This is a genomic window from Campylobacter ureolyticus ACS-301-V-Sch3b (assembly GCF_000413435.1).
In the GTDB taxonomy this organism is placed as follows: Bacteria; Campylobacterota; Campylobacteria; order Campylobacterales; family Campylobacteraceae; genus Campylobacter_B; species Campylobacter_B ureolyticus_A.
The window spans coordinates 916,232-939,464 of sequence record NZ_KE340326.1 but is presented as its reverse complement, the minus strand read 5'-3'; the positions used below and the strand labels follow the sequence as shown (position 1 = coordinate 939,464).

General features: G+C 28.3%; 23 protein-coding genes. 7 read left to right on the top strand and 16 right to left on the bottom strand.

The features are described from left to right. Nucleotides 1-3 precede the first annotated feature (3 nt). From HMPREF9309_RS04815 to HMPREF9309_RS04800, 4 genes are read right to left on the bottom strand one after another with little or no spacing between them, the layout of a single operon-like run. The gene (locus HMPREF9309_RS04815) at nt 4-1,239 is read right to left on the bottom strand and encodes a type 1 periplasmic-binding domain-containing protein (protein ID WP_016646797.1); all 1,236 of its coding nucleotides are present in this window, start codon (nt 1,237-1,239) and stop codon (nt 4-6) included. Further along, nucleotides 1,236-1,880: a uracil-DNA glycosylase gene (locus tag HMPREF9309_RS04810; protein ID WP_016646796.1), complete on the bottom strand. Its 645-nt coding sequence runs from the start codon at nt 1,878-1,880 to the stop codon at nt 1,236-1,238. The genes HMPREF9309_RS04815 and HMPREF9309_RS04810 overlap by 4 nt, the downstream gene beginning before the upstream one ends. After that, on the bottom strand, nt 1,870-2,688 hold the full coding sequence (gene prmC, locus HMPREF9309_RS04805) for a peptide chain release factor N(5)-glutamine methyltransferase (RefSeq protein WP_016646795.1): 819 nt from the start codon (nt 2,686-2,688) through the stop codon (nt 1,870-1,872). The genes HMPREF9309_RS04810 and prmC overlap by 11 nt, the downstream gene beginning before the upstream one ends. After that, nucleotides 2,675-3,880 (bottom strand): M48 family metallopeptidase, encoded by a 1,206-nt coding sequence (locus HMPREF9309_RS04800; protein WP_016646794.1) that lies wholly within the window; start codon nt 3,878-3,880, stop codon nt 2,675-2,677. Before HMPREF9309_RS04800 ends, prmC begins: the two co-directional genes overlap by 14 nt. Before the next feature lie 141 nt (nt 3,881-4,021). On the opposite strand from HMPREF9309_RS04800, the gene HMPREF9309_RS04795 reads away from it, so the two are divergent. Beyond that, a complete protein-coding gene (locus HMPREF9309_RS04795) occupies nt 4,022-5,719 on the top strand; it encodes a Na+/H+ antiporter NhaC family protein (RefSeq protein WP_016646793.1) in 1,698 nt (565 codons plus the stop codon). A 194-nt stretch (nt 5,720-5,913) separates the two neighbouring features. On the opposite strand, the gene abc-f is transcribed toward HMPREF9309_RS04795, so the two are convergent. From abc-f to pstS, 7 genes are all read right to left on the bottom strand, one after another. Beyond that, nucleotides 5,914-7,866 (bottom strand): ribosomal protection-like ABC-F family protein, encoded by a 1,953-nt coding sequence (gene abc-f, locus HMPREF9309_RS04790; protein ID WP_016646792.1) that lies wholly within the window; start codon nt 7,864-7,866, stop codon nt 5,914-5,916. Between the two features lie 70 nt (nt 7,867-7,936). After that, complete coding sequence (locus tag HMPREF9309_RS04785) at nt 7,937-8,758, bottom strand: phosphate ABC transporter substrate-binding protein PstS (protein WP_016646791.1); 822 nt, start codon at nt 8,756-8,758, stop codon at nt 7,937-7,939. Beyond that, complete coding sequence (locus tag HMPREF9309_RS04780) at nt 8,733-9,212, bottom strand: nucleotidyltransferase family protein (protein WP_016646790.1); 480 nt, start codon at nt 9,210-9,212, stop codon at nt 8,733-8,735. Before HMPREF9309_RS04780 ends, HMPREF9309_RS04785 begins: the two co-directional genes overlap by 26 nt. Further along, nucleotides 9,196-9,981 (bottom strand): phosphate ABC transporter ATP-binding protein PstB, encoded by a 786-nt coding sequence (pstB, locus tag HMPREF9309_RS04775; RefSeq protein ID WP_016646789.1) that lies wholly within the window; start codon nt 9,979-9,981, stop codon nt 9,196-9,198. The genes HMPREF9309_RS04780 and pstB overlap by 17 nt, the downstream gene beginning before the upstream one ends. 3 nt (nt 9,982-9,984) lie before the next feature. Next, the gene (gene pstA / locus HMPREF9309_RS04770; RefSeq protein ID WP_016646788.1) at nt 9,985-10,842 is read right to left on the bottom strand and encodes a phosphate ABC transporter permease PstA; all 858 of its coding nucleotides are present in this window, start codon (nt 10,840-10,842) and stop codon (nt 9,985-9,987) included. Nucleotides 10,843-10,855: 13 nt separating this feature from the next. Next, nucleotides 10,856-11,737 carry a phosphate ABC transporter permease subunit PstC gene (gene pstC, locus HMPREF9309_RS04765; protein WP_016646787.1) on the bottom strand — a complete coding sequence of 294 codons (882 nt, stop codon included), beginning with the start codon at nt 11,735-11,737 and terminating at the stop codon, nt 10,856-10,858. Nucleotides 11,738-11,795: 58 nt separating this feature from the next. After that, nucleotides 11,796-12,821 carry a phosphate ABC transporter substrate-binding protein PstS gene (pstS, locus tag HMPREF9309_RS04760; RefSeq protein WP_016646786.1) on the bottom strand — a complete coding sequence of 342 codons (1,026 nt, stop codon included), beginning with the start codon at nt 12,819-12,821 and terminating at the stop codon, nt 11,796-11,798. Nucleotides 12,822-12,939: 118 nt separating this feature from the next. On the opposite strand from pstS, the gene HMPREF9309_RS04755 reads away from it, so the two are divergent. From HMPREF9309_RS04755 to HMPREF9309_RS04730, 6 genes are read left to right on the top strand one after another with little or no spacing between them, the layout of a single operon-like run. Beyond that, nucleotides 12,940-14,151: an MFS transporter gene (locus HMPREF9309_RS04755; protein ID WP_081634530.1), complete on the top strand. Its 1,212-nt coding sequence runs from the start codon at nt 12,940-12,942 to the stop codon at nt 14,149-14,151. Further along, nucleotides 14,139-14,804, top strand: coding sequence for a response regulator transcription factor (locus HMPREF9309_RS04750; RefSeq protein WP_016646784.1), 666 nt, complete (start codon nt 14,139-14,141; stop codon nt 14,802-14,804). Before HMPREF9309_RS04755 ends, HMPREF9309_RS04750 begins: the two co-directional genes overlap by 13 nt. After that, nucleotides 14,798-16,138, top strand: a complete 1,341-nt coding sequence (locus tag HMPREF9309_RS04745; RefSeq protein WP_016646783.1) for a sensor histidine kinase — start codon at nt 14,798-14,800, stop codon at nt 16,136-16,138. The genes HMPREF9309_RS04750 and HMPREF9309_RS04745 overlap by 7 nt, the downstream gene beginning before the upstream one ends. Nucleotides 16,139-16,179: 41 nt before the next feature. Continuing rightward, complete coding sequence (locus HMPREF9309_RS04740) at nt 16,180-17,505, top strand: MATE family efflux transporter (protein ID WP_016646782.1); 1,326 nt, start codon at nt 16,180-16,182, stop codon at nt 17,503-17,505. A 35-nt stretch (nt 17,506-17,540) separates the two neighbouring features. Beyond that, a complete protein-coding gene (panB, locus tag HMPREF9309_RS04735) occupies nt 17,541-18,347 on the top strand; it encodes a 3-methyl-2-oxobutanoate hydroxymethyltransferase (RefSeq protein ID WP_016646781.1) in 807 nt (268 codons plus the stop codon). Continuing rightward, nucleotides 18,307-18,972 carry a M48 family metallopeptidase gene (locus tag HMPREF9309_RS04730; protein WP_016646780.1) on the top strand — a complete coding sequence of 222 codons (666 nt, stop codon included), beginning with the start codon at nt 18,307-18,309 and terminating at the stop codon, nt 18,970-18,972. The genes panB and HMPREF9309_RS04730 overlap by 41 nt, the downstream gene beginning before the upstream one ends. Here the strand turns inward: HMPREF9309_RS04730 and HMPREF9309_RS04725 are convergent. The 5 genes from HMPREF9309_RS04725 to HMPREF9309_RS04705 all read right to left on the bottom strand — a co-directional run bounded on the left by HMPREF9309_RS04725 (nt 18,962) and on the right by HMPREF9309_RS04705 (nt 23,226). Continuing rightward, complete coding sequence (locus HMPREF9309_RS04725; protein WP_016646779.1) at nt 18,962-20,143, bottom strand: PDDEXK-like family protein; 1,182 nt, start codon at nt 20,141-20,143, stop codon at nt 18,962-18,964. The two genes, HMPREF9309_RS04730 and HMPREF9309_RS04725, sit on opposite strands and share 11 nt — an antisense overlap. Nucleotides 20,144-20,152: 9 nt before the next feature. Beyond that, on the bottom strand, nt 20,153-21,034 hold the full coding sequence (locus HMPREF9309_RS04720) for a carbon-nitrogen hydrolase (RefSeq protein ID WP_016646778.1): 882 nt from the start codon (nt 21,032-21,034) through the stop codon (nt 20,153-20,155). Nucleotides 21,035-21,074: 40 nt separating this feature from the next. Continuing rightward, a complete protein-coding gene (locus HMPREF9309_RS04715) occupies nt 21,075-21,968 on the bottom strand; it encodes a cation diffusion facilitator family transporter (RefSeq protein ID WP_016646777.1) in 894 nt (297 codons plus the stop codon). Between the two features lie 101 nt (nt 21,969-22,069). Next, the gene (locus tag HMPREF9309_RS04710) at nt 22,070-22,636 is read right to left on the bottom strand and encodes a DedA family protein (RefSeq protein ID WP_016646776.1); all 567 of its coding nucleotides are present in this window, start codon (nt 22,634-22,636) and stop codon (nt 22,070-22,072) included. Continuing rightward, nucleotides 22,636-23,226 (bottom strand): lipid-binding SYLF domain-containing protein, encoded by a 591-nt coding sequence (locus HMPREF9309_RS04705; RefSeq protein WP_016646775.1) that lies wholly within the window; start codon nt 23,224-23,226, stop codon nt 22,636-22,638. Before HMPREF9309_RS04705 ends, HMPREF9309_RS04710 begins: the two co-directional genes overlap by 1 nt. Nucleotides 23,227-23,233 lie beyond the last annotated feature (7 nt).

Genomic DNA, 23,233 nt, shown 5'->3' with positions numbered 1-23,233 from the left:
TAACTAAAAATCAAACTCGCTGTTTAAATTAACTTCTTCATCTTTTATAAGTTCAAATTTATGCTTTGTTGTTTTATAAATCTTTGTGTCATAACCTATACTTGAGCCAACAATCCTTTCTTTAAAAACTCGCTCATCATCAGTATTTGCAAAAGCATTGTATAAATAATCAAGCCCAATAGCCGTTGAATAAGCAATCCAGTTATAATAAATATCAACTCCCAAAATTGAACTTATAGAAGCAATATTTTGCGGAACATGAGTAATGGAATTTGCAATAAATAAATTTTGTCTATCTTTAAAATCTATAAGTGATAAAAGTTTTGGAGCATAATTTATCTGTGTTGTAAAAAAGGAATTTGGAGCTAAGTTATTTATCTTTAGCTCATAAATTATCTTAGCTGTTGCATTAAGTGGCAAATTTAAAAAAACATCAACATCTTTTAAACTCTCATCAACTCTTCCTAGAAGCGAAGTTTGGGCACCATCAACTAAAACTTTTTTTTCTATATTTGCACCACTTAAAGAAATATACTCATCTAAAAATTTTGCCAAAAAGCTATTATCCTCAAAAACAACTATATTTTTATAATCAGAATGCTCTAAAAGTTTTAAAACTTGATCTTCGTAGTCAATACCTCCAAAAAAGATATTTCCTTTGCTTGCTTTAACCATTTTATAGTGAAGTGTAGGTATGAAAAAAAGCATATTTATATCAGAATTTTTTGCGATTATCTCAGCGCCTTTTGCAGTAAGTGGAGCAATGACTAAAGAAATGCCATCATTTTTTATTTTATCAATAGCAGTTATTAATGATGCTTCATTTTCATTTCCGGTTAGATAAAATTTAACCTTTACATTTAAATCTTTAGAAATTATATAAGAAAACACCGCATTTGAAACTATGTGAGCATATCCACCTATTATATTTTGAGGAAGTAAAACAGCGATTTTTTGCTGTGATAAATCCATATCTTTTGTTACAACAAGCTTTGCAATGCCACTAGATAAACTCATATAGTAGCTTTCAAGATAAGAATTTGAATATTCCTTAGAATATCTTGATAAAAAACTAAAATCTTTTTTTTCATCAATTAATTTTTTTAAACATTGACTATCGCAAATTCCAGGTTCAAAGTCTAGATAATAAAGACTTGCTGGTGGGATAGGAGAAGGTTTTTGAATTTTTGCAAAACAACTTGAGAAAATTAACAATAATATTAGTAAAATTTTTTTCATAACAACTCTTTAATTTTTTTTATATCATTTAAAAAAAACTCTTTTTTCGCTGGATTTAACCTTACAAAATCAAGATCAAACATAGGCAAAACAAAGTTTTTTTTATATTTTAAAACATAACCATGAAGTGTTTCTAAACTAGACATTTCAAAATCTTCAAAAATAGCACTTAAACACTCATCACCCATCGCTAAAATAAGCTTTGGATTTAGTTTTTCAATCTCATCAAAAAGATATGGCTTACACCTTTGAAAACTCTCATCATAAGGTTTAATATCTTTATTTGAGTGACATTTTACCATAAAAGTAAAGTATAAATCATCTTCGCTTAAATTTAAGGTATTAATAAGCTCGTTTTTAAACTCTAAAACTAGTTTTGAAGATAATAAATCTCCAGTTTTATTTTGAATGTCACTTGGATTTTTTAAAATTATCATAATTTTAGCGTTTTTATTTTTAGAAAAAACAGTATTAATTCTTTGTTTTGAAAGATTACATAATTCACAAATATTAAGGTTTTGCTGCAATTCATCAAAGTCTTTAAATTTGCTTTTTTTAACCAAATTTAAAACACTTTCATCTATAAATTTATATCCAAAAGCCCTGTAGGATTTTAAAATATACATTAAATCATAATTCATCAAAACCATCTTTAAAAAGATTTGAATTTGAGGCTAAAAACACTCTATCAAAACCTGCTAAATCTTTATAAAACTTAGCTTCAAAACCATTTTCTTTTAAGATTTTACTTAAAGCTCTTTTTTGATCATAGCCTATTTCACAAGCTAGAATTCTTGTTTTATCTTTACTTAAATTAATAATGTGTTCTAAAATTTCATATCCTTTAACACCACCAAAAAGTGCTTCTTTTGGCTCATTTAAAACCCATTTATCAAGTTTATAGCTATTTTTTATATATGGTGGGTTTGATACTATGATATCAAAACTATCATCTATGCCATCAAGATAAGATGTGTTTATAAAATTTACATCTAAATTTAGATTTTTAGCATTTATATTTGCGACTTCAAAGGCCGTTTTTGAAATATCAGTAGCTGTTATATTGGAACTTGGAAGCATTTTTTTAAGACTTAAAGAAATTATTCCACTTCCAAAACCAATTTCACAAATTTTAGGATTTGTAAAATTTTTTGCAACTTCATAGACTTTTTTGACTAAAATTTCAGTTTCAAATCTAGGGATTAAAACACCTTTTTTTATAAAAAACTCACTATCTAAAAAACTTGCTTTACTCGTTATGTACTCTAACGGCTCGCCATCTTCATATCTTTTTAATAATAAAAAATATCTATGAGGATGATCTAAATTTTCATTTATTCTAAGTAAAATTTCAGTCATACTTAAATTTAGATGAAATTTTAAAAGTTCCCTTGCAACAAAAGATGTTGTAAGTTCTTCACCCTTTTTAAGAGCTTCAAATATTTTCATCATTTAACTCACAAATTCGCTCATACAAAGTTGGATGAGAATGGTAAAAATTTGAATAAAGCTTGTGTGATTTAGGAAAAGCTTTATTCTCGCCTCCAAGCTTTTTTAGAGCATTTATCATGTCATTTTTATTTTGCATTTTAGCACCAAATTTATCAGCCGCAAACTCTCTTTTTCTGCTTAAAAAAGATTGAAGTGGAGTTATAATAAATGAAAGCAAATTTGATAAAATGGCTATCATCACTATAATACTTCCACCACTTTTTTCAATTCCAACAGCGTTAAAAATGGTTTCTGGCAAATTTCCCAAAAGACCAAAAATAACAAAAAATAAAATAGCTGAAAAAACTAAAATTCTTAAAATATCTTTGTTTTTAAAATGCCCTAGTTCATGACCTAAAACAGCTAAAATTTCATCTTTTGTAAGTTTTTTTATAAGTGTATCAAACAAAACTACTCTTTTAGAGCTTCCAAAACCACCAAAATAAGCGTTTAGGCGATTATCTCTTTTGCTAGCATCGATTGTAAAAACACCGCTACTTTTAAATCCACATTTTTTTAGAAGTGCTTCAATGCTTTCTTTTAAAGCATCATCTTTTAAAATTTCCATTTTGTTAAAAAGTGGAGCGATTAAAGTAGGATATAAAAAATTTATAATCAAAACGATTACAAATGATAAAATTGCAGCCCAAAACCACCAAAAATTTCCTAAAAAATTTATGCAAATTAAAAGCAAATAAACAACTATTGAGCCAAATATAACACTTAGTAAAAAAGATTTTAATAAATCAAATAAAAAAGTTTTAACACTCAAATTTGAAAAACCAAATTTTTTATCTTTTACAAATTTAGAATAAATATCAATAGGCAAACTTAAAATTCCACCAATTAAAAAAAAGCTTATCACAAAGACTAAATTTTCAAAAATAGTATTGTTTAAAACCATATTTTGATACAAAAGTCTTAATCCAAAACTAAGCCAACAAATGGTTATGAAAAATTCATATATCAAAGTAAAAATAACAAATTTTTTATTAAAAATAGTAATATTTCCGGCTTCTTTGTATGTTTTTTCATCTAAAATAACAGCTTCTTTTTTTATCTCTTCTTTTACAAATTTAAGCTCGCAAATTTCTAAAAAAATCTTAAACAAGCTATAAGCCAAAAACAGTATTATTAGTATATAAAGCATATATTCTCCATTAATTTTTATTCTAAGATTTTATAAAATGTAATTTAGCATAAATTTAATAAAAAAATAATGAAAAAGCAGTTTTTACAAATAAATTTGTTATAATGCGAAATTTATTAAATTAAAAAGAAATGGTTTTACATGAAAAGATTTATTTTTACGATTTTTTTATTTCTTCCAATACTTATGTTTGGAAATGAGTTGGCTGATTTAAACGCTCAAAAATTTGGAATTTTAACACTCATTCCTCCAGTTGTTGCAATCACATTGGCTTTTATTACAAAAGATGTTATTTTTTCTCTTTTTATAGGTGTTTTTAGCGGAACATTTATGATGTTTATAACACAAGATAATATTTTTAGTGCTTTTATAAAGGGTTTTGTAAATGTTTGTAATAGAATGGTTCACTCAATGGCAGATCCTTGGAATGCAGGAATTATTCTTCAAGTTTTAGCGATTGGTGGTGTTGTTGCACTAATTACAAGAATGGGTGGTACAAAAGCAGTCGCTGAGTGGCTTGCAAAAAAAGCTAAAAACCATAAATCATCACAAATTTCAACTTGGCTAATGGGACTTTTTGTTTTCTTTGACGATTACGCTAATGCTCTTATTGTCGGACCTGTAATGCGCCCAGTTACTGATAAATTTAAAGTTTCAAGAGAAAAACTTGCTTTTATTATAGACGCAACAGCTGCTCCTATTTCTGGAATAGCTATAATCTCAACATGGATTGGGTATGAGCTTTCTGTTATAAAGTCTTCTTATGAAATCATTGGAATGACTGATGTAAATGCATTTGCAATATTTCTAGAGACACTTCCGTATAGATTTTATAATATATTTATGATAATTTTTGTTTTTGCTACAGCCATTACAGCAAGAGAATTTGGCCCTATGTATAAAGCTGAGATAAGGGCTAGAACAACAGGCATAACAACATCTAAAAACCATATAAAAATGGATGATATAGAGGATAAATCAATTCTTCCTAAAGCAGGTGTTAAGCTTCAAACATCAAATGCAATAATTCCAATTTTAGTTTTAATGTTTGGTGCTATTTTAGGTTTTTATCTAAATGGCCTTGGAGCATTAGAAGGTGAAATTTTAGAACAAGTCAAAGCTGATCCTTTTTCACTATTTGCTTTAAGAGAAACTTTTGGTAATGCTGATGCTTCGGTTGTGCTTTTTCAAGCTGCGCTTTTTGCAACTGTAGTTGCTATTTTTATGGGTGTTTATAGAAAAATATTTACAATTAGCGAAGCAATTAGTGTTTGGGTAAAGGGTTGGAAAACTATGATAATCACAATAGTTATTTTACTACTTGCATGGTCGCTTAGTTCAATTATTAAAGATTTAGGAACTTCAAGATATTTGGTAGGAATTTTATCAGATTCAGTTCCACTTTGGGTTCTTCCAACAACTATTTTTATACTAGGATCATTTATCTCATTTTCCACAGGAACAAGCTATGGAACAATGGGTATTTTAATGCCACTTGCCATACCTTTAGCTTTTGCAATAGGCGGATACAATGGCTTAACAGAACACGCGCTTCACTCATATATGATAATAAATATTGGCTCTGTATTAACAGGTGCGATATTTGGCGATCACTGTTCACCGATATCAGATACGACAATACTTTCTTCAATGGGAGCAGGATGTAACCACATAGATCACGTCTCAACACAGATGCCTTATGCGTTATTAATAGGTGCAATTTCTATAGTTATTGGCTATTTACCTGTATCTTTTGGACTACCGGTAGTGTTTTCATTGGCACTTGGAGTAATTTTTATATTTATTATCTTAAAAATAATTGGTAAAAAGGTTGAGTAAATTTAGGGTGTAAATTTACACCCTTTAAATTTTAATAATTTAATTATTTAAACACTTTTTTGATTCACTTGCACATTACGATTTAGAAATTAATAAAATCTTTGCTCAAATGATTAATACATTAAAAAAGATAAAAGTCAAAAAATAGTATTATATTTTTATATAAGGATATTAAAAAGCAAATCTAAATAAATTTAGTTTTTAAAACTCTCAGCCAACGCTAAAACTTCAAAATACTCATTTTCCATATTTGTTAAAATTCCCTTTTTTTCTTCTAGTTCTTCAAAAAGAGATTGAATCCCTACTTCTTTATAAATTTCAGGTGTTGAAAGTGCGTGATTTAGCTCTTTTATACGGTTTTCAAGTCTTTCTATTTCAGCTGGATACTCATTTAAAATTTTATTTTGTTTAAAGCTTAGTTTTGTTTGAGTTTTTGGTTGTAAGCTTTTTTGAGCTTGTTGCTCATTTGCTTTTTCTTTGGCATCTTTTTCTATTTCATCAAGCTCTTCGATCTCATCTTCAAGTTCTAAATACTCACTATATGGCATGTATGTTTGATTAATATTTCCGCTATTTTCAAAAATCCAAAGCTTATTTGTAACTTTATCTACAAAATATCTATCATGGCTTACGATTATAACAGCACCTTCAAAGCTCATTAAATACTCTTCTAAGATATTAATTGTAGCAATGTCAAGGTCGTTTGTAGGCTCATCTAAAATTAAGCAATCATACTCTTTTGTAAAAAGTAAAGCCAAAGCTACCCTATTTTTTTCTCCTCCACTTAAAGAGCCAACCTTTTGAGTTAAAAACTCTTTTGGGAAAAGAAAGTTTTTTAAATAGCCATATACATGCATATATCTGCCTCTAACCCAAACATGGTCCCCGCCATTTGGGCAAAAAACTTCTATTAAGCTATCATCGTCGTTAATGCCTTCTCTCATTTGATCGAAATACCCGATTTTTAATTCACCTTTTTTTATAACTCCACTATCAGGCGAAATTCGCCCTAAAAATGTTTTTAAAAGTGTGCTTTTTCCACTTCCGTTTTTTCCTACTATCCCAATCCTCTCACCTTGCAAAACTCTTGTATTAAAATTTTTAAAAAGTGTTTTTCCACCCAATGCTTTTGTTAAATTTACACACTCAAAAAGCATTTTTTTTCTATTTTGCCCAAGTCCACCATGATTAAAACTAACGTTTGCTCTTTCTAGCTCAAGTTTTACTTTTCGTATAATTCCAGGATTTTTCTTTGCAGCTTCTCGCATTTGAATAACGCGTTGTTTTCTTCCTTCATCTCTTTTTAGTCTAGCTTTTACTCCGCGCCTAAGCCACTCTTCTTCACTTTTTAAAGTTTTTATTAAAGTTTCGTAGCTTTTTTGCATAGAAGATAGCATTTCTTGTTTTTTAATTAAATAATTTTCATATCCACCATCAAAACTTTGAATTTCACCATCTTCTATTTCAATACAGCGATTAGCAAGGCGTTCTATAAAATATCTATCATGACTTATAAAAACTATTGTTTGGTTACTAGAAATAATCATTTCCTCTAAAAATTTAACCATATAAACATCAAGATGGTTTGTTGGCTCATCCAGTAAAAGCACATCTGGTTTTTTTAGTATTAGTCCGCCAAGCGCGACACGCCTTATCTCGCCACCACTTAAAGTTGAAATAGCTCTATCTTTAAACTCATCAAGTTCGAAATGCTCAATTACACGAGTTATTTTATTTTCTATATTCCACGCATCGTGTGTATCTATAAATTTGCTAAGTTCGTTTTGCTTTTGTATTAAGTCTTTATTTTGAGGATCATCGGAAAGTAAATTTAAAGTTTTTGTATATTCATCAAGTGCACTATATATCTCTTTAAGCTCTGATCTTATGGCTTGTTCAACTGTAAAATGAGATTTGAAATTTGGAGCTTGTTCAAGATATTGCACATTTATACCATTTTGCGTAACAACCCTTCCCTCATCAGGTGTATAAATTCCAGCAATTATTTTCATAAGAGTTGATTTTCCGCCACCATTTTTTCCAATAATGGCAATTCTCTCTTTATCGTTTATAGTTAAATTTGCATTATTTAAAATACTTTTTGTACCAAATTTCTTTTTTACATCTATTAAATCAACAAGTGCCAATAAATTTCCTTATAATAAATTTTATTATTCTATATCAAATAAGTTAAATTTATAATAAAATAGCTTGATTTTAGTCAAAATAGCTTAATTTATCATCTTTTGGATTGTAATTTTGTTTTATAAATTTAATAAATTTTTCAATATTCTCTTTTTTTGAACTATCTTTTTTATATATAAAGTAACTATAATTTTGCAAAGGGTAATTATCATCTTTTGGATGAGAAATTGTACCTTTATATTGCAAATAAACTGAGTTTAAATTTCGCGTGTAGTAGTAGCTTGCATATCCGATAGAATAAGGAGTTTGTTTTATAAAAAGAGCTATTTCTTTATTTCCTTTTTTTCCAATTCCTAGCTTAAAATTTATAAACTCACTGTTTTGCAAATTCCAAAAATCACTATTGTTTTTTAAAAAAGATGATATTGTAAATGTAGTGCCAGATCCATCATATCTATGAAAAAAAATTATTTTTTCATTTGGCAGATTTAAATTTGGATTTAAAAGAGCTATTTCTTTATCATTCCAAAACTTAATTTTTCCTATAAAAATTTTAGATATCAAATTTGGAGTTAAAACCAAATTTGAAATATTTGGTAAATTGTAACTTATGGAAATTGGACTTTTTATAAATGGTATAAACTCTAAACTATCATCTTTAAAAGCTATATCAACTATTGCAAAATCAGCTTTATTAAGCAAAACTTGTTTTATTCCACCACTTGATCCAATTGGAAAATATGAAATTTCATTTTTAGTTTTTAATTTATATAAATTTGAAAGTTCAACCACTTTATCACCTGCAAAGGTTGCACCATATCCTTTAAGCTCATAAGCATTTAATAAATTTATACATAAGAATATAAAACTAAATTTCACTATTTTTCTTAGCATCGCTATCCTTAATTCCAAAACATTTCATAAAAATAATTTTAACTTTTTGCATAATTTTATCAAACCAACTCTTTTTTTGAAGTAAAATTGAGATATTTATCCCATCTTTTTTTGTATAAATTCTACTAGCTCCATCAAAAACAGAAGTGTAAAACTCATCTTCATCTAAAAGTTTTTCTTCAACTAAATCTTTTGTATCTATAAAAAGATCTATATCAATACCATATTTTTTTCCTAGCTTATTTAGCTCATTTCTTAAATTTACAATATCTTCGTGAAAATCTTTTTTTATCTTTTTTTTAATCACAAAAAGATCTATATCACTACTTGGCTTTGGAGTTCCTTTAGCATAACTTCCAAAAATCCAAATTTCTCTTGGTTTTAATGATTTTAGTTTTTTAATTAACTTATCTTGAATGCCCTTTGGCAAATGAGTATTATCCAAATTTTCCACCTACATACTCTTGTAAAAGTTTTTCTCTTGGGTTTTTAAATATTTGCTCGGTTTTGCCAAATTCTATTAAATCTCCTAAATACATAAATGCTGTATAATCACTAACTCTTAGAGCTTGTTGCATGTTGTGAGTTACAATGACAATTGTGTAGTTTTCTTTTAGTCTATGCATAAGCTCTTCAATAGCTATTGTAGAGATTGGATCAAGTGCTGAAGTTGGCTCATCAAAAAGCAAAATATCAGGACTTACTGCAATAGCTCTTGCTATACAAAGTCTTTGTCTTTGACCGCCCGAAAGTCCGCCTGCATCATCATTTAATCTATCCTTTACCTCATCCCATATATTTGCACCTTTTAAGGCACTTTCAGTGATTTGAGACAGTGTTTTTTTATCTTTTATGCCTTGAAGTTTTAAGCCATATTCAACATTATCTTTTATGCTCATTGGAAAGGCAGTAGGTTGTTGAAAAATCATACCGATTTTTATCCTTAAATTTATCAAATCAATATTGCTACTTAAAATATTTTCACCACAAAAAGAAATTTCGCCTTCGTAGCGATTTCCTGGATAAAGATCATGAATTCTATTAATTGACCTTAAAAGAGTTGATTTACCACATCCTGATGGCCCTATCAAAGCAGTTACTTTTTTATCAGCCACTGGCATGTTAATTTTATTTAAATTTGGTTTCTTGCTTCCTTGATACCAAAATGAGAAATCTTTTATGCTTAAAGCAAGATTTTCTTTAACTTCTGTTATTGTTGCCATAAATTATCCTTTATTTTTCTTTGTTTTTATTAAAATTCTTCCAATTATATTTACACCTAAAACCACAACCGCTAACAAAAACGCTCCCGCCCACACAACTGAGTTTAAGTCTGCATCAGGACTTTGAGTAAATTCATAAATTGTATTTGTCAAACTTGGCATTGGACCAAATGGATTTAAAGTTAAAAAATCCCACGCACCTGAAGTAAATAAAAGCGGTGCAGTCTCACCTGAAACTCTTGCTACAGCCAAAATAACTCCAGTCAAAACTCCATTTTTGGCCGCACGAAATACAATTTGCATTGTAACTTTATACTTTGGTGCACCCAAAGCAAACGCTGCTTCTCTTAAACTTTGTGGAACCAAAGTTAGCATATCATCAGTTGTTTTTAATACAACTGGTATCATCATAACAGCCAAAGCCAAAGCTCCAGCAAATCCATTATAAGAACCAAATGGTGATACCACAACAGCATAAATAAATGCACCAATTACAATTGATGGTGTACTCATCATAATATCACTCATATTTCTTATAAAGTTTGATTTTCTATCATTAGCTCCGCCATATTCACTTAGATATGTTCCAGCCATTAGTCCAATTGGAATTCCTATAATTGAGGCAATTCCTACTAAAATAGTATGTCCAATAAGAGCATTTCTAAGCCCGCCAAAAACAGTATCATCTATAAAAATAGAACTACTAAATCCAGCTATTCCTTTAACTATCAAAGTTACCATTATCCACACTAAAAAAAACAGTCCCAAAACTGCAAAGAAAATAGAGACATAATTTACTATTTTATTTATTCTTACTCTTTTTGCAGCGGCTTTTTCTCTTATGGCTATAAATTTTTTCATTTTGATGCCTTTTTCATTTTATTACCCTTTTCTTTCTAAGTAGTGCAAACTTTGCAACTGCAATCGTAATAAAGCTAATAACAAATAAAATAAGCGCTAAATAATACATCGAACTTTCATAAACTCTCATTCCCATTGCCTCGCCAAATTGCAAAGCAAGTGTTACTGGGATACTTGTTGCTGGATCTGAAATATTATCAGGGATTACAGAAATTCCACCAAGCAAAAACGCAACAGCCATAGTCTCACCAAACGCTCTACCTAAAGCTAAAATAATTGAACCAATAATTCCTGCTTTTGCATATGGAAAAATAACATTTTTTATAACATCAAATTTTGTAGCACCTAAGGCATAAGCTGATTCTTTTAAAATGGCTGGAGTTGTCTCCATACTATCTCTTGTAACTGAGGCAATAAATGGCAAAATCATAATTGATAAAACAAGTCCACCAGTTAAAAGCCCAAGCCCAGTTCCTCCAAAAAGCTTTTGAACAAAAGGAACAAAATATAAAAAACCCCACATTCCATAAACAATAGAGGGAATTGCCGCTAATAATTCAATATTTACACTAAAAAAAGTCCTAACTTTAAATGGAGCAATTTCTGTTAAAAATATAGCTATACCAATAGCAACAGGCGTAGCTAAAAGCATAGCTATAAATGTTGAAACTATCGTTCCAAATATAGCAGCTGCACCGCCAAGACGCTTATTTGCCACATCCCAAGTAGAATCAAATAAAAACCCTAACCCAAATTCACCTATAGCAGGAAGTGCTCTATAAAAAAGTGTTAGAAAAATAATAAGTAAAATAATTAAAACTAAAATTGAAGACAATTTTGCAAAAAATGAGAATATTTTTTCATTTCTTAAAGCATGGCGCTGAAAACCTGTCATTATAAACCTTTTTGTGAGCTTATAGTTCTCTGCGAGAATTCGCAGAGAGTTTTTAAATTTAGTTATTTGGTTGAATGTCGTATTTTTTCCAATACTCTTCAATCATCTTAACAGTATCATCAGGAAGTGGTAAATATCCCAAATCAGCAGCTGCTTTTTTAGCCTTTTGGCTTGTAAATGCCCATTTAAAAAATTTAGTTACTTTTTTACCATCTCCAGCATTATCACTTGGCAAAACGATAAATGTTGCTGCAACTATCGGATATGATTTCTCACCAGCACTATATGCTAAAACATCATAAAAATGCTCATCAATGCTGAAATTTGAGTTTAATGCAGCACGGTCAAAGTTTTCTTTTGTTGGCTCAGCCCAGTCACCATTTTTTGTTTTTAGAGTTGCTGCAGCTAAGTTTTCTTGAACTTTATAAGCGTATTCAATATATCCAATTGAGTTTGGAGTTTGCTTTATTGTCTTTGCAACAAGAGGATTTCCTTGAGCTGGAGTTACTTTTGCGCCCCAATTAATTGTTTTTGCAGCACCATAATTTTTAGCCCACTCTTTATCTGCTCTTGCTAAATAGCTTGTAAAGTTAAATGTTGTTCCACTTGATTCACTTCTTACAACTGGAACTATGTCTGCAGCAGGAAGTTTTAAATTTGGATTAAGCTCTTTTAAGTATGTATCATCCCATTTTGTGATTTTTCCACTAAATATTCCTGCAACTGCTTTGCCATCAAGCTTTAATTCATGATCTTTTATACCATTTATGTTATAAGCTAACACAACACTTCCTGTAACTCCTGGAAATTGTAAAAGTTTTTTATCTTTTAACTCTTCTTTTGTTAAAGCTGCGTCAGTTCCACCAAAATTTCCATTTCTATCAGTTATAGCACTTACTCCTTTTCCACTTCCACCACCACTATAAGTTACTTGATTTTTTGTATCTTTGTAGTATAGTTTTGCCCACTCTTTATAAACAGGCATTGGAAAAGTTGCACCTTGACCTGAAATTTTGTCATTTGCACTCAAATTTGAAAAAACAAATGCCGAAGCGACTGCTAAAATAGCTAATTTTTTTACCATTTTTTATCCTTTTTCTAAAATTTGAAGCAATTGTAAAAAAACTTTATAACTTTTTGGAAACTTTTATAAGGCAGATAAAATTTAGACTAAACTCATAAAATTTAGCTATACTTTCACCATGAATAAACCTAAACCACTTGCCTCTTTAAAATTTAAAAACTTCAAAATTTATTGGATTGGGATGAATGTCTCGCTAATTGGCTCTTGGATGCAAAGTATTGCTCAACCTTGGCTAGCCCTTAGCATTACAAATAATGCATTCTTGGTAAGTTTGGTTGCCGTAGCTCAGTTTTTACCGCCACTTTTTTTAACTCTAATCTCAGGAGCTTTGGTTGATAAATTTGATACAAGAAAACTGCTTTTTATCTCTCAAACAGGACTTATGGTAGTAGCTATTTTATTTACTTTAATGATGACAATTTTTGAAATTTCATTTTTAATGATAATGGTGCTTTCTTTTTTAAATGGAATATTTTTAAGTATTGATGCTCCAGCTAGACAAAGTTTTGTATATGAGATAATAGAAGATGATAAATTTATACCAAACGCAGTTGCCCTAAACTCAATGAGTTTTAATGTGGCAAGAATTTTAGGGCCAGGACTCGCCGGACTTGTAATAGCTAGTTTTGGTATAGAGTATTGTTTTTTAATAAACTCAGTTAGTTTTGCGGCTATTATAGTAAGTCTATTTTTTATAAAAAATAGGAGAATTTTATCAAAAAACAGATCTAAAAATATGCTTTATTCCATAAGAGATGGACTAATTTATGCTAAAAATAATCTTGTTATATCAAGCATGTTATATTTACTTTTGATAATGGCTCTATTTTTACCACATTACAATGTAACAATTTCTGCATTGGCGAAATTTGAACTTAATGGAAATGAGAAGACATTTGGATATTTAATGAGTTTTTTAGGGATTGGTTCATTTTTGGGTGCACTTTTTATAGCAAGTTTTGGAAAACTTAATTTTAAAATGATTTTTGCTGCCCCAATATTGGCTTCTATTTTCTTAATCTTAACAGGATTTAGTTCAAATTTCTATATAAGTGGGCTGTTTCTTTTAATGACAGGATTTTTCTTTGTTGTTGCAAGTTCTAGTATAAACTCAACCATTCAGCTAAAAACTAAAAATGAATATAGAGGAAGAGTTATGAGTATTTATTCACTGTTTTTTCAAGGAAGCATACCATTTGGTGCAATTTATAGTGGTGTTTTAGTTGATGTCTTTAAGCCAAGATATGGAATTTTAATGTGTGCTTTAAGTGCAGTAATTTGCATAATTTTACTTATTAGATTTAAAAAGGTTTTGTTTTGGAAAGTTTAATTGTAGTAATTGATGATGAAGAGGATATGCTAGATCTTCTTGAGTATAATCTTACAAAAGCAGGCTATGAAGTGCTTGGTTTTTTAAACACTTCTAAAATTGAGCAACTTTTAAATGAAGAAAATGTTGATTTGCTAATAGTAGATAGAAACTTACCAGGCGTTGAGGGAAGTGAGTTTATTAAGAATTTAAGACTTAGAGGATATAACAATTCAGTAATTTTTTTAAGTGCTAAAACTTCTATGGATGAACAGCTTGAGGGTTTTGAAGCAGGAGGCGATGACTATATAACAAAGCCTTTTGAAATAAATAATCTACTTGCAAGAATCAAAGCCGTTCTAAAAAGAACAAAGAAAAAAGCAGATATTTATAAATTTAAAGATATTTTTATAAATTTAACAAATGCCAAAGTTTTAATTGGCAACAAAAATGTTGAACTAACTAAATTAGAAACAAATTTACTTGTTGAGTTTATAAAAAATAAAAATATTTTACTCACAAGAGACTATCTTTTAAGCGCTATTTGGAATGATGAAAACTCAAGCGAAAAAACAGTAAATATTGCTATAAAAAGACTTCGTGAAAAAATTGATCCAACAAGAGAAAAAAAATATATAAAATCAATTAGAGGCGAAGGATATATGCTTTGTTAAAAATATATCAAATTTTTTTTATAAATTTCATAACTATTTTTTTGATTATGTTTTTTAGCTTTTCTTACCTTATATACAAGGCTGATAAAGAGAGAAGCTATGAAAAAGCAGTAAATAAAATTGATACTATAAAAGAAATTTTAAGCATAACTCCAGGAAATTTATCAGATGATTTTATAAAAACTCTAGCACTAAAAACAGATACCTATATTGCGGTTTTTGATGAAGATTTGGGTAAATTTACACTAAGTAACAATGAAATAATAAAGCTTGATATTTTTTTAGGACTTAAAAGCGTGATAAATAAAACCGATTTTGACTATATAGATAAACAACCAATAATATATGAAGCAAGTAGCGTTAAAATAGCAGATAAATCATATATAATAGTTGTTGCTACAAACCTAGAAAATAGCTATATAAATTTAAAAAATCTTTTTTTAAAACTATTTTTAATTTTCATTATTTTTTTAATTTTAACATATTTAATAAATAGAACTTTTAGCAAAATTATAGGAAAAGAGATAGTAAATATAAATTTCTTTTTAGATAAAATTTCTAAAAAAGATTACTCCTTTAATATTTCAAACTCATTTATAAAAGAGATTGACTTAATATATAAAAAACTCAATCAAGTTAAAATTGATATAATAAAACTTGATAAAAAATTAAATCAAAAAGCTGCTAAAATTCGTCTTAAAAACACTCAGCTTGAAGGAATACTAAGTGCTATTTCGCATGAGTTTAAAAACCCAGTTGCCATTATAAAAGCTTCATCTGATACTTTAAAAAATGATCCCTTAATGAGTGAAGAGTTTAAAAACAAATTTATAGAAAAAATCATAAAAAACTCACAAAAAATAGTAAATTTAGTTGATAAGATAAAACTCTCCTTTACCCAAAAAGAAATTATTTTAAATATCAGTGAGTTTAACTTAAAAGAGATTGTAAAAGATGTTAAAAACGAGCTTTTAGAAAAGTATAAAGATAGAAACATTTTAATAAGCGGCAACGATACTTTAATAAAAGCTGACAAAATTCTAATAAAACAAGTTATATTAAATCTAAGTGAAAATGCTTTGAAATACTCAAATGATGAAGTTATTTTACAGATAAATGAACACTCTTTTTTTGTACAAGACAAAGGAATAGGAATAGAAGAAGAAAACTTAAATTTAATAACAAAAAGATATTTTAGAGTTAGTAAAAATAACTGGGATAACTCTCTTGGATTGGGACTTTACATAGTAAAGCAAATTTTAAAAGTACATAATTTTAATTTTATAATTAAAAGTGAATTTAATAAAGGCTCAAATTTTGGTTTTGAGTTTTAAAAATTTGATATAATCTTTTTTCATAATAAAGGATAAATTAAATGGAAAAAGAAGTTACTCTTAAAAACTTATTCATACCAATATATCTAAATATGCTTTTATCGCTTTTAACCATTATTATAAATACATACATGATAAGTTTGATAGAGCCTCATTTAGTAGCGGCTATGGGAGCTGGAAATCAAATATTTAATCTAATGGTAAATGTTTTTAACCTTCTAGCAGTAGGTTGCTCGGTTGTTGTAGCTCAAGCAATTGGTGCAAGAAATAAAAAACTTGCCATTAGAAGCGTTCATGTAAGCATAGCATTTAACGCAGCTCTTGGATTAGTTGCTGGGATTTTTGTTTTTAGCTTTGCTAGAGTTATCTTAAAACTTATGCAAATTCCAAGTGAAATTTTTGATGAAAGTTTAATCTATCTAAGAGTTATTAGTGTTGTATTTTTTATAGATGCGGTTGCTATAGTTTTAAGTGCCGTAATTAGATCTTATGGATATGTTTCTTACACAGTAATAGTATCTGTTTTTATGAATGTTTTTACAATATGTGGAAACTATATCGCACTATTTGAGCCATTTGGACTTTCATATTATGGTCTTTTTGGAGTTGGAATTTCAACTGCTTTGGGAAGATTTTTTGGTGTTTTTATACTATTTTTTATCCTAATAAAAGTTGTTAAAATTCCAATATTTATATCACTTTTTTTTAAGGCTCAAAACTATGTCTTGAAAAAAATTCTTTCAATAGGACTTCCAAGTGCTGGAGAAAATTTCATCTGGACTTTTCAATACATAGTAGCTTTTAGTTTTGTAGCAAGCATGGGAGCAAATAGTCTTACAGTTCAAACCATATTTTTTCAAATTTCAGCATTTATATTTTTTGCAAGTAGTGCAATAGGCATCGCAAATGAAGTAATAGTCGCTAGAATGGTTGGAGCTGGTAAAAACGAACTTGCTTATAAAGAGAGTTTTAAAAACTTAAAAATAGGCTTTTTAGTAACTGCTGGATTTTTAATTTTAGTGTTTTTTAATCAAGATTTTATAATGAATTTATTTCATCTAGATAATGATATAAAAAGCATTATGAAGCCTCTTTTTATACTTTCGCTATTTTTAGAAATAGCAAGAACACAAAATGTAATAATGGTAAATGCAATTAGAGCTAGTGGGGATGCTAAATTTCCATTTTACATGGGAGTTATCTTTATGCTTGGAGTTTCACTTCCAGTCGGATATACTTTAGGAATTTATTTAGGAATTGGAATACTTGGTGTTTGGATAGGATTTTTAGCTGATGAGAGTTTAAGAGGCTTGGCAAATACTTTTAGATGGAAAAGTAAAAAATGGCAAGGTAAAAAAGTGGTATAATCGACTTTTTAAGATTATCAAAAAAGGACAAATTTATGGATAAACATGAAAAAAAAGTAACAATTAATTATCTAAAATCACAAAAAGGCAAATCAAAATTAACTATGATAACTGCGTATGATGCACTTTTTGCAAATATTTTTGATGGATTTGTTGATATGATTTTAATAGGCGATAGCTTAGAGATGAACTTTAATGGACGAGATGATACATTAAAAGCCACAATGCAAAATATGATTTATCACACAAAAGCAGTTTGTAGAGGTGCAAAAACCTCATATATAATTGCTGATATGCCATTTGGTAGCATAAAAGATGAAAAATCGTCTTTAAAAAATGCTATTTTATTCTATAAAAAAACAAAAGCTGATGCAGTTAAAATAGAAGCAAACACCATTCCTCTTAGCATTATTAAAACTATTGTAAACAACGGAATTGCAGTAGTTGCTCACATTGGCTTAACTCCTCAAAACTCACGCGATGAGGGTGGATATCATGTAAAAGCAAAAGAAGAAAATGAAGCTAAAATGCTAATTCAAAAGGCAATAGATTTAGAAAACGTGGGAGCTTCGATATTAGTAGTCGAAGGAACAATAGCAAGTGTTGCTGAAAAAATCACACAAAGTGTAAAAATACCAGTTATTGGCATTGGAGCAGGAAACAAAACTGATGGGCAAGTTTTAGTTTTTAGCGATGCATTTGGATTTTATGATAAATTTAAACCTAAATTTGTAAAAAGATTTTTAAATGGAAAAGAGCTTGTTCAAAATGCCTTATTTGAATATATAAATGAGGTAAAAAGTGGCAAATTTCCAGATCAAGAACATAGCTACAATGGATAGCAAATTTATAAAATTTGATGAATTTGACATAAAAGTTACTAAAAAGCGTGTAAAATATGCAAGACTTAGGGTTGATAGAAATGGCGATATACATCTCACTTTGCCAATTTTATTTCCTAAATTTATGGTTTTAGAGTTTTTAAACAAAAATAAAGCTTGGATTGAAAACAGAGTTAATTTTATAAAAAGTAAATCACTTCCAAAAAATAAAACTATGCTTTTAGGTCAAATTTATAGTTTAAAATTTGATGAAAGTTTTAAAAAAACTAAGATTTTGGGTAATGAAATAAGAGCTTTAAATTTAAGTGAATTTATAAAATTTAAAAGAGATTTTGCAAAAAATGAGTATATGAAATTTATAAATTTATATTTGCCAATTATAAATAAACCTATCAATAAACTAACAATTCGCGATATGAAAACCAGATGGGGAAGTTGTAATTTTAAAAAAGGATATATAAATCTAGCTTTAAATTTAGTGGAAAAAAGTCCTGAATTAATCGAATATGTGATTCTTCACGAACTAACTCATCTAATTTTTCCACATCATCAAAAAAGCTTTTATGACTATATTGCCAATTTAATGCCTGATTTTAGAGATAGAGAAAAAAGGCTTAAAGGCTAATATTTTTATTTAATTTATCTAATTCGTTTGAATATTGGTTAACCATATTTATTAAAATGCTGGAGAAATATTCAGGTGTTATATTATTTAACATTATATTATTAGCTAAATTTTCTTTTCGTCCATTATCATTTTTACCTAACCATTTCCATATAACCCACCACTCAGAAACACTAAAACCATTTTTTCCGCTAAACTCTATTTTTCTACAATCAATATTTTCGCATTTTTTATCTTTTTTTATACCATAGTACAAAAATCTCTGTTTGCTATCATCAAATTCAAAACAAAAATATAATTTCCAATCATTTTTCTTTATTATCAAATCCTCGTTATATCTACCATTAATTTTTTTATACTCTATTATAAATTCATCAGATAGCCTTTCTTTTGCTATTTCATATGTTTTTTGAGTAAATTCATCAACTATTTCTTTTTCTGTTTGTTCAAAATCTTCATAAATAGCTTTTGCTATCTCATAATTTTCTTTTATGATATTTCTTACATCTGTACTTACCATCTTGTATTCTCCATATAGTTTTTTTATAACTTTTTCATATTCCGTAATGTAAAAATTTAAATTTGTTAAATTTTCAACTTCATTTTTACACTCCTTTAACCATTTTGTAATTTCTAGCTTGTAAGTAAAAATATGTAATTTTATTTTTTCATCATTGTTTATTAAAAAATTATTTTTTATTTTATAATTCCCTAAACTATATTTATTTGGAAATTCCCTATCTAAACTAAGATATATAACCTCTATATCTTTAAAATTTGCATCTTTATCTATTTTTATAGTTTTTACATATCTTTCTATTTGCGCCTCTTGATCACCTGCATAAATTTTATTTTCTAAAATAACATGTTTATTTCCATCCGTTATATAAATATCTATATGTTTATACTCTTTAAAAACTTCAGCATTTTCATAATTAAAATCTCTTATATCGCAAATTTCTAAAAATTTTTTTAAAAATAAACTTTTTTGATAATGTGTGCCTGCTGGATTTAGAAGAGAATATATAAAACCTGAATGAAGTCTAACTTCATCATTTTGATCTAAAAGCTCGGTAAAAATATTATAATCATTAACTCCGCGAAGCTTTCTTAGCTCAGATTCTTTTTTAGCTATACTAACATCTTGAATTAGCTTATTAAAATTTATCATTTTTATCTTTCAATCAATAAATCTCTTAGTCAAATCACCATAACTATCAATTCTTCTATCTCTTAAAAATGGCCACCAACGCCTTACATTTTCACATCTTTGTTTATCAATCTCAACAACTTCACAAAGTTCACTTTCATTATCACTTCTAAAAAGCTCTTCGCCTTGCGGTCCAAAAACAAAGCTATTACCCCAAAACCTAATGCCATCACTAACGCCACTTTTATCTGGCTCAAAACCAACTCTATTTACTGCAACAACTGGAAGTGTGTTTGCTACGGCATGACCTCTTTGAACACTCACCCAAGCTTCAAGTTGGCGGTATTTTTCATCCTCTTCATCACTATCAAACCAACCAATAGCCGTTGGGTAGATCAAGATTTCTGCTCCTTTTAAAGCCATTAATCTTGCAGCCTCAGGATACCACTGATCCCAACATACCAAAACACCAAGTCTTCCAACACTTGTATTTATTGGCTCATATCCTAAATCTCCTGGTGTAAAATAAAACTTTTCATAAAAATTTGGATCATCTGGAATGTGCATTTTGCGGTATTTTCCAGCTATTTCTCCATCTTTTTCAAAAACAACAGCAGTATTATGATAAAGTCCAGCAGCTCTTTTTTCAAACAAAGATGTTACTAAAACAACACCATTTTTCTTAGCAACATCACTCCAAAATTTAATATCATCTTCATAAGAATTAGCATAATCAAATAAGTTAACATCTTCATACTGACAAAAATACTCACTTTGGTGAAGTTCTTGCAAAACAATTAAATTTGCACCTTTTAAAACTACTTTTTCTATCAAATTTACTGTTTTTTGTCTAGTTTGGTCTTTTGAAATTTCAAATTTTTGTGAAATTATGCCTACTTTTAAATCTTTCATATCTTACCTTTTAAAATATATTTTAAAAATTATAGCAAATTTAATCTTTTTTAGAGTCATCAACTGGATCAAAATGAATATCTATGTCCCACTCAAAATTTGGATAACTGTTTTTTATATAATTAATCAACACTTCACCCTCATCGTGAGCATTTTGTAAAGAAATATCTTTTCTAAAAACCAAATCAATGTTTAAATAAGCTTTATCTACACTTTGCCTAGTTTTTAAATTATGATAACTAAGAATTTGGTTTCTACTTTTTATAAAACCAACTATATTTTCAACTATATTTTTATCAATAGCCCTATCAAGTAGTATATTTCCACCCTCTTTCATGAGCTTTATAGAACTTATGAAAATATAAACACTAACGATAATGCCAAAAAGAGAATCAATTAAAACAAAACCTGTAAAATATATAATTATAAGAGCTAAAATAGTTGCTATATTTGTGTAAAGATCACTTTTATAGTGCAAAATATCGGCTTTTACAATTAAAGAACTTTTTTTCTGCAAATGAAGATAAAAAACTAAAAGTCCAGTGGTTAAAGCCGAAATAACCATAACCAAAATTGCGATATCAGTTTTTATCTCACCTTGAGAATAAAATATATTTTTAACGCTTGAATAAAATATAAAAAGCCCAACTCCAAGTATAAAAAGCCCTTCTAAAAATGCCATTAAAGCTTCAAGCTTGCTAAGTCCATAGTTAAATTTAGAATTTGCTTTATCTTTTGATTTTTTTAAAGCTGCATAGTTTAATCCTGAAATGATAGAGTCAAGCATCGAATCAATCGCCGATGCCATAACAGCAATTGAGCCACTAAAAAGTCCTGCAGTTAGCTTAAATATAGCTAAAACAAAAGCAGTAACTCCTGCAACAAGCGGTGGACTTACTTTAAAAAGTATAGTTTTATTTTCTAAATTTGACATTTTTAGCTTTCCTTTTAATTATCAATAAAATAACTTATTGATAATTATAGGACTAAAATCTTAATTTGTTCTTAATATTTAAAACACTATAGAATAAAAAGTTATTTAGATTTTTTCTTAGTTGCTTGTTTAAAATAAAGTATAATTAAACCAATTATTATAAGTAAAATAAATGGCATAATTAATGGATTTTGCTTTATGAGGCTGAATAAATTTATAAGTATATCACCTGAAAAATAACTTAAAAGTCCAAGACTTAAAGCCCAGATAAAAGCACTTATTATATTTATAATGCTAAATTTATAAAAACTATATTTTGTAAGTCCAATGGCAAGTGGAACTAAAGTTTTTAAACCATATATGTATTTTTTAAATAAAATTATTTTTCCACCATGTTTTTTAAATAGTATTTGAGCTAAGGCTAAATTTCGTTTTTGTTTTTTAAAATATGGCATAATTTCTTTTTTGTTATATCTACTTAAATAAAAAAGAAGAGTATCTCCCAAGGCATTTGAAATAGTTGCTATAATTATAACAAGAGTTAGATTCATGCTTCCAGCATAGCTTAAAACTCCAGCGGCAATTATCGCAACCATACCACCACCAAGTGTGTATAAAAATAAAATAATATATCCATAAGTAGAAAGTGAAGTTAACATTTCACTCATCAATAGACCTTTTTTATAGTTTTTACTAAATTTTCAAATGCATAACTATTTTGATTAAAAATCTTACCAGTATCGATATTTACTACAAATCCACCTATATTCACACCGGCAAAAGCTCCGGCTTTATTAACAAAAGCATAAACATCTTTATCGAATACACTAACAGCTCCAACGCTTGCACTAGCCTTATACAAAGAAACTGTTGCATCCACTCCAAGTTTAATATCTGCATTTATCATAGAATTTAAAATTTCATCATTCATAACAAAAAGCACCATGTAGTTATCTTCATAGCCTATTTGAAAGCCAATACTTCCATTTGATATACTTGCTTCATATGCATTAAAATTTAAGCCATTTTTTATAAGAGCAACCCCGTTTCCATACATTCCTCCAACTATAAAGCCAACTTTTTTAACACTTGGAAATATTAAAATAGCTTTTGAACTATCCACTAGACTTTTCTTATCAACATTTGCCTCTCTCATAGTAAGCTCATAGGCATTTGATGCGTTTAATAAATCCTCATCTTTTGCATGCGAATTTAAAGCTAAAAAAAATAAACTTAAAATAATTAAAATTTTTTTCATTAAAAAT

What these genes read in the sequence shown, in the direction of transcription:
- HMPREF9309_RS04785 (WP_016646791.1), bottom strand. Translation starts at nt 8,758, where the DNA reads ATGCTAAGAAAAATAGTGAAATTTAGTTTTATATTCTTATGTATAAAT.
- HMPREF9309_RS04795 (WP_016646793.1), top strand. Translation starts at nt 4,022, where the DNA reads ATGAAAAGATTTATTTTTACGATTTTTTTATTTCTTCCAATACTTATG.
- pstC (WP_016646787.1), bottom strand. Translation starts at nt 11,737, where the DNA reads ATGACAGGTTTTCAGCGCCATGCTTTAAGAAATGAAAAAATATTCTCA.
- HMPREF9309_RS04800 (WP_016646794.1), bottom strand. Translation starts at nt 3,880, where the DNA reads ATGCTTTATATACTAATAATACTGTTTTTGGCTTATAGCTTGTTTAAG.
- HMPREF9309_RS04810 (WP_016646796.1), bottom strand. Translation starts at nt 1,880, where the DNA reads ATGAATTATGATTTAATGTATATTTTAAAATCCTACAGGGCTTTTGGA.
- HMPREF9309_RS04715 (WP_016646777.1), bottom strand. Translation starts at nt 21,968, where the DNA reads ATGTCAAATTTAGAAAATAAAACTATACTTTTTAAAGTAAGTCCACCG.
- pstB (WP_016646789.1), bottom strand. Translation starts at nt 9,981, where the DNA reads ATGGCAACAATAACAGAAGTTAAAGAAAATCTTGCTTTAAGCATAAAA.
- HMPREF9309_RS04815 (WP_016646797.1), bottom strand. Translation starts at nt 1,239, where the DNA reads ATGAAAAAAATTTTACTAATATTATTGTTAATTTTCTCAAGTTGTTTT.
- pstA (WP_016646788.1), bottom strand. Translation starts at nt 10,842, where the DNA reads ATGAAAAAATTTATAGCCATAAGAGAAAAAGCCGCTGCAAAAAGAGTA.
- pstS (WP_016646786.1), bottom strand. Translation starts at nt 12,821, where the DNA reads ATGGTAAAAAAATTAGCTATTTTAGCAGTCGCTTCGGCATTTGTTTTT.
- HMPREF9309_RS04705 (WP_016646775.1), bottom strand. Translation starts at nt 23,226, where the DNA reads ATGAAAAAAATTTTAATTATTTTAAGTTTATTTTTTTTAGCTTTAAAT.
- HMPREF9309_RS04740 (WP_016646782.1), top strand. Translation starts at nt 16,180, where the DNA reads ATGGAAAAAGAAGTTACTCTTAAAAACTTATTCATACCAATATATCTA.
- prmC (WP_016646795.1), bottom strand. Translation starts at nt 2,688, where the DNA reads ATGAAAATATTTGAAGCTCTTAAAAAGGGTGAAGAACTTACAACATCT.
- HMPREF9309_RS04720 (WP_016646778.1), bottom strand. Translation starts at nt 21,034, where the DNA reads ATGAAAGATTTAAAAGTAGGCATAATTTCACAAAAATTTGAAATTTCA.
- HMPREF9309_RS04710 (WP_016646776.1), bottom strand. Translation starts at nt 22,636, where the DNA reads ATGAGTGAAATGTTAACTTCACTTTCTACTTATGGATATATTATTTTA.
- panB (WP_016646781.1), top strand. Translation starts at nt 17,541, where the DNA reads ATGGATAAACATGAAAAAAAAGTAACAATTAATTATCTAAAATCACAA.
- HMPREF9309_RS04755 (WP_081634530.1), top strand. Translation starts at nt 12,940, where the DNA reads ATGAATAAACCTAAACCACTTGCCTCTTTAAAATTTAAAAACTTCAAA.
- HMPREF9309_RS04725 (WP_016646779.1), bottom strand. Translation starts at nt 20,143, where the DNA reads ATGATAAATTTTAATAAGCTAATTCAAGATGTTAGTATAGCTAAAAAA.